This is a genomic window from Chlorobaculum thiosulfatiphilum (assembly GCF_006265165.1).
GTDB classification, from domain to species: domain Bacteria; phylum Bacteroidota; class Chlorobiia; order Chlorobiales; family Chlorobiaceae; genus Chlorobaculum; species Chlorobaculum thiosulfatiphilum.
Window position 1 is genome coordinate 1 of the sequence record NZ_VDCH01000047.1, and the last position, 5,362, is coordinate 5,362.

Annotated in this window: 7 protein-coding genes; 6 read left to right on the forward strand and 1 reads right to left on the reverse strand. The window is 43.4% G+C overall.

Annotated features, from left to right (window positions below):
- The 4 genes from FGF66_RS12845 to FGF66_RS12185 form a co-directional block, all read left to right on the forward strand.
- On the forward strand, positions 1 to 251 hold a 251-nt coding region (locus FGF66_RS12845; protein ID WP_211342015.1), incomplete at its 5' end, for a hypothetical protein.
- A 265-nt stretch (positions 252 to 516) separates the two neighbouring features.
- Positions 517 to 1,149, forward strand: coding sequence for a murein L,D-transpeptidase (locus FGF66_RS12175; protein ID WP_139457896.1), 633 nt, complete (start codon positions 517 to 519; stop codon positions 1,147 to 1,149).
- A 168-nt stretch (positions 1,150 to 1,317) separates the two neighbouring features.
- Positions 1,318 to 2,112: a hypothetical protein gene (locus tag FGF66_RS12180; RefSeq protein WP_139457898.1), complete on the forward strand. Its 795-nt coding sequence runs from the start codon at positions 1,318 to 1,320 to the stop codon at positions 2,110 to 2,112.
- A 33-nt stretch (positions 2,113 to 2,145) separates the two neighbouring features.
- On the forward strand, positions 2,146 to 2,568 hold the full coding sequence (locus tag FGF66_RS12185) for a hypothetical protein (RefSeq protein ID WP_139457899.1): 423 nt from the start codon (positions 2,146 to 2,148) through the stop codon (positions 2,566 to 2,568).
- A gap of 62 nt (positions 2,569 to 2,630) precedes the next feature.
- Here FGF66_RS12185 and FGF66_RS12190 read toward each other — a convergent pair whose 3' ends face one another.
- Positions 2,631 to 3,356: a tyrosine-protein phosphatase gene (locus FGF66_RS12190; RefSeq protein ID WP_139457900.1), complete on the reverse strand. Its 726-nt coding sequence runs from the start codon at positions 3,354 to 3,356 to the stop codon at positions 2,631 to 2,633.
- Positions 3,357 to 3,589: 233 nt separating this feature from the next.
- On the opposite strand from FGF66_RS12190, the gene FGF66_RS12195 reads away from it, so the two are divergent.
- The gene (locus FGF66_RS12195) at positions 3,590 to 3,784 is read left to right on the forward strand and encodes a hypothetical protein (RefSeq protein WP_139457901.1); all 195 of its coding nucleotides are present in this window, start codon (positions 3,590 to 3,592) and stop codon (positions 3,782 to 3,784) included.
- A 33-nt stretch (positions 3,785 to 3,817) separates the two neighbouring features.
- Positions 3,818 to 5,167 (forward strand): EpsD family peptidyl-prolyl cis-trans isomerase, encoded by a 1,350-nt coding sequence (locus FGF66_RS12200; RefSeq protein ID WP_170181378.1) that lies wholly within the window; start codon positions 3,818 to 3,820, stop codon positions 5,165 to 5,167.
- Positions 5,168 to 5,362: the final 195 nt, after the last annotated feature.

Genomic DNA, 5,362 nt, shown 5'->3' on the forward strand with positions numbered 1-5,362 from the left:
CTGCGGCAAACTCAACATGGCTATCGAATCATGACGGAACAGCAGAAGCCCTTACCCACGATATTCTGCGAAGAACCAATTTTTTGAAGAAAACGCAACTGCTTGGCTTGCGAGTCATGACGCCTTCAAGCCCTTGTTCAACGAATTGTTTTTTTGATCCGGTCGATGGTTTTTATGTTCACATTCAGCACACGCCAGCAGAATCAGGGAATACAGGACGTTTTAGGCCTTCTGCTTGCCTTTTCTACTGATCAGTGCTCAGTCAATTGATCATTGATCACTATTTACCTGCCAAATTCTACCAAGAGCCAAAAAACTCTTGCCTTTGAATAATCTTTCTGATTATCTTTCTGCATTGTTTTTATAGCTCCTCCGATTCTGGTGTTTGATATAAGGCCCCTTCCTTATTCATTCTTTTACCTTCGAAGGAGCTTTTTTTATTTCTTTTATTTGTTATGCTTGTTGTTTGAAAATAAGCTGCTAATATTATTAGGAGAGGGTAAATAGATATAAATTATGTTTTTATATAGGGCGATATTTGGGATATATATATTATTTTTATTTAACAATGTTTGTTTTTCGCCTTGTTCGGTAGAAGCAACGGAGAATTATAATAGAAATGCTGCTTGGCAGGTGCGGGAATTTGCTGAGATGGTGACAAAGAAAAATGACAACAAGCAAAGGCCATTTATTGTTGTAGATAAAAAACAGGCGACAATATATGTGTATGATGCTGATGGCGTGTTATTAGGTAAGGCTCCGGTTTTGCTTGGTATGGCGGTCGGCGATGAGCTGCCGATTGAAATAGCTCGTCGTCCACTATCCCAGATAAAACCATCCTATCGCATAACACCTGCGGGCAGATACATTGCGGAGATTGGGAGAGATACTCATGGTCAAGAGGTATTATGGGTTGATTTTAGTGGAAATCTTGCAATTCATCCAGTGATCAACGTTCCAAAACAGCGTCGTCTTGAACGATTGAAATCACAGGCGATCGATGATAACAGAATTTCTTGGGGGTGCATAAATGTCCCAAAAATGTTTTTTAAAAAATACATTGGAGTTTATTTTTCGAGAACAAAAGGGATGGTTTATATTTTGCCAGAAGTTGAGTCGATTAATAAATATTTATGGTTTGAGAAATAGATAAAAATTAGTAGAATGTTGGTGCTGATAAATAGAAGCATATGTTTGAATTTGGCGTGTATGAGAGGCTTTGTATATATTTTTTGTGTGAGATGGTGCATTGATTGAAAATATTTATCGTATAAAAATTTTGTTTCGCACTTTATTCACTTATAAAATACAACACTCATGAAACGCTTAAAGTTGAGATTACTGATGCTTTCAGCCTTGTTGACGTTAGCATCTCCTATGGCTGCTTTTGCTGAGTCCACTTTCCAGGGGGCATTACCAAACATTCATGGTAAATCGCTTACTACGCCTGTTGGATGGGGCGCCGCCTATGGCACGGTTTTCGTGGGGGCTGGAGGCACTATTCCTGCGCCTTATAGCAACGATTCGGATGCTGCCATGGGATTTGGTGTCGGTATCGGGAATCCAAGAGATTATCTTGGTCTGGAGGCAAGCATCATGTCGCTTGATCTGAGCGATTGGGAGCGTTATTCCCTCAACCTGAAACTGCACCGTTATCTTGGTCACGGAAATTCTATCGCTGTTGGCGTGGAGAACATTCTCATCGGTGACTCTTCAAATAACCGAACAGATTCTGACGAAAGCTATTACATCGTCTATAGTCAGGGAGTCCAGGATCGGCATGTGATCGATGATGAAATGAACAGAACCAAGCTTCATTACAGTATTGGCATTGGCAACGGCAGATTCCGCGATAAGAGTCCCCTGGATGTAGATAATGGAAAAGGAAAGCATGGTACTGCGGTTTTCGGCAACGTCTCTTATGAGTTGTTTGACGAATTCAATGCCATTGTCGATTGGAATGGAGTCAACCTCAATGCCGGAGTATCGAAGACCTTTTTGCTTGGAAGTCAGAGCGCACTGGTGGCCAGCATGGGTGCGGCTGATTTGACAGGTTATTCGGGCGATGGCGTTCGATTCATCTGGGGTGTCGGCGCAGGTATCATGTTCTGATCATAGTTTGATATAACCATAATTACAATCGTTATGAAACGCTCAATAGTTTACGCGGGTATGTTTTCTGTCATGGTTATCATGCCAGCAATGACAGCACAGGCTGAAAATGTAGGGAATCTTTCGGATGCTGTTACCACAAGCGTAATCCCATCGATAAACTGGATTGAGATGCCGGAAATTGCTCCTGAAGTCTCGGGGGCTATTGTTCCTCCCAGTGAGACGCAGACGCCAACAGTTCCGTCTGGCGAGGGTGCAGCAGTTCCGTCTGGTGAAGGTGCAACAACTCCATCAGGCGATGGCACAAGACCTGAGCAATCTCCTGACGACGTGCAGCAACAATCGGAAAGAATGGCAAGTCAAACAGGGAAGACGCCGCAATCACCGGAGAAATCTGCTGACGACATGGATATGGAATCGGAGAGAATGCGAAAAGTGGGCGCACCTCGATTCTGAAATATAATTGACAGTTTCATCCCGGAACAATCAGATCGTTCAGTTCCGGGATGAGGCGCTTATCAATCTGGATTCAGCCCAAAAAGCTTTTTCAGGCTTTCGGCAGAGTGCGCGTCAGTGCCTGAGTGGGTGTAAATCCCAAGACTTTTGAGGTACTGCGCGGCGGTTTGAATCTGTTCACCATAAGCCCCGTTGAAACTCGGCAGGTTGCTCTGAAAACCGCATCGTTTTTCAACGAGCCATTTGAGCAATTTGTTGTCACCATCTTCAGCGTTGACTGCGGTTTGAACGTCGGAAGAAAAGCGGTTGAAGAGATGTTTCAATCTCGATTTTTTTCTGGGTGGATCGGCGATCTGCCGCTCGTGGAACAGTTCACAGCGCTCCGGATGCGCAATCACAGGGGTTAGGTTTTGGCGCAAAATTGCTGAGAGAGAATCCTGAACCATGCCTGGATAGGTATGAGGCGGGATTTCGATAAGCAAATATGAGGTGTTCTCAAGTGGCATGAGATCATTCATATAATCCTTTAAATTGTTGTCAAGGAAGTATTCCCTTCCACAAAGCAGCTTCAGGTTGATTCCTTCCCGATCTATCTCCTTTTGAAGATCATTTACTGCATTTTTAATTGTGTCGTTATCCGCTTCATACAATCCTTTTATCAGGTGAGGCGTACAGTACACCATGTGATAGCCGGCTTGACAGAGCAGACGAGCCATCTCAATGGATTCGTTTACTGATGAGGGGCCATCGTCTATACACGGGAGCAGGTGGCAATGATAGTCAGTCATGATTTTTTGGTTCTTCGCAGAATTTCGTGGAAAGCAGTGTGTGTATGAGTAACTTAGCGTAATCCTGATCTTTATCCAACCGCTCCTTCTATAGTCACCCTGACCTGACCGCGCAAAACGAGACTACCTGGTTGTGGAGAAAATGAATTGGCTTTGAAATCAAGACATCAATCTCTGGCAAGCGGGTGTGCAGAGTGCTGGATCGGCTGGTCTGGATGAATAGCAAGCCGAAGATGATCACGACCACCAGTTCACCGGGCAACGGCAGGAGGAGTTCCAGACGATCAGGCAGCCTGACACCGGAAGAATTTCGCAGACAAGAGGCTGAGAAATTCCAAGAACATGTGATCTTGCAAATGGGGACAGTTCAGATGACTTTCCGGATTTCAGATGCGTATATTTATTTAGGTATTGGCGGCTTTTTTTAGATATAAGTTAAAATTATCCATAGCGCAATAATTGTGAAAATACTCAGTGGTTTTTTTTTTGGATTCGTACTATTTGTTGTTTACGGTTGTTCATCACAATCAGCAAAAGAGTCATCAGGTAGTGTTGCTGCTGTAGTAAACGGTGTCGAGATTACCCAAGCTGAAATAGAGTACTTTGCAAGGAACTCACTTGTTTCTGGAGATCATAAGGCAGAAAGAATCGATCAAAAAAAGGCGATACTTGGCAATCTCGTGAGGATGGAATTACTTGCTCAGAAGGCGCGCGAGATGGGTCTTGACAAAGATCCAGATTATACTATGGCGCTTTATGAGGCTCAGCGTCAGGTGCTTGCTGGAATGGCGGAATCAAGACTTGTAAAAAGCATAAAACCGGTAACTTCTGAAACAGCAAATAAGCTGGTTTTGAACAATCCTCGCATTTTTTCAGACCGCAAATTACTTGTCTATGATGAAATTATGATCCAGGGAGTTGATATTCCATTTCTCGACTCTATGATTTTAATGACCAATAACGGCGCGACTGAAGAGCAGCTTTTGGAGATGTTGAAATCAAAGAAAAAAGTATTTCAGAAAGCGACAAGGTCGCAAACATCCGATAAGATTCAGCCAGTTATTCTTGATGTACTCCTCAAGTCAAAACCCGATCGCCCCATCATCGCCAGAGTAGAAGACAGGTTTTCAATGATACTGACGTTACACAAGGTACTGTCTGTGCCTTTGCAGGGAACACAAGCTATCAAGGCAGCGATGTCTATGTCCTATGCGCAACAAAGAAACGTGTTATTAGCCAAGAATATGTCGAATTTTCTTAATAGCTCCAAAATTACCTATTACGGAGACTATGCAAAAACATCGGCAGGGGAGCAAAAATTAACAGGTCTTCCCTTGCCTGATAAGAAAAAAGCTGACAGGAATACGTACAAAAGCGTTGGCTTTGGCGCTATACTGTCGGTATCTGTTATTTTTGCTATGCTTGTTTTGACAGCATCGATGAGAATCCTGCGTGGTGGATTGTGGTTGCCCAGATTATGGCCCGCTTATAGTATCTCCGATGAGTCACCGTCTCAGTATGAGTGGGCTTATGAAGCGTACATGATGGAAAAGCTCTATATAGGTGTTTTGGCAGTGGTCATTTTTGCCGTTTTAGCACTTGAGATATACCTGCTTGCCCAATATCTTCCGATTCTCGGTATTCTAACAAGTGTGTTGTCTGGAGTGTTATTAGGTGTTGCAGCTAGTCGCATTTTCAGTTTTGGGGCAATAAAAGGATTGTCGCATAAAGCATATGCGGTATTGGCGGCTGTATTTACTGCGCCAGTTATTGTTGGCATTCTGTTTATCATGACACATCCGGGTGTATGAAACCAGTTTCCGGAAGATTGTGCTAAAAAAATTGGCTCTTCGCAGAATATCGTGGAAAGAAGGGTGTGTATGAAGTAACATAGAGTAATTTTGAGCTTTACCCAACCGCACCTTGATACTCCCATGCAGAGCCTGACGAGCCATTACCACCAACTTTTAGGTCTTTCCTCAAACTGGAAGGTCGAGAACGTTCAT

What these genes read in the sequence shown, in the direction of transcription:
- FGF66_RS12175 (WP_139457896.1), top strand. Translation starts at nt 517, where the DNA reads ATGTTTTTATATAGGGCGATATTTGGGATATATATATTATTTTTATTT.
- FGF66_RS12180 (WP_139457898.1), top strand. Translation starts at nt 1,318, where the DNA reads ATGAAACGCTTAAAGTTGAGATTACTGATGCTTTCAGCCTTGTTGACG.
- FGF66_RS12185 (WP_139457899.1), top strand. Translation starts at nt 2,146, where the DNA reads ATGAAACGCTCAATAGTTTACGCGGGTATGTTTTCTGTCATGGTTATC.
- FGF66_RS12190 (WP_139457900.1), bottom strand. Translation starts at nt 3,356, where the DNA reads ATGACTGACTATCATTGCCACCTGCTCCCGTGTATAGACGATGGCCCC.
- FGF66_RS12195 (WP_139457901.1), top strand. Translation starts at nt 3,590, where the DNA reads ATGATCACGACCACCAGTTCACCGGGCAACGGCAGGAGGAGTTCCAGA.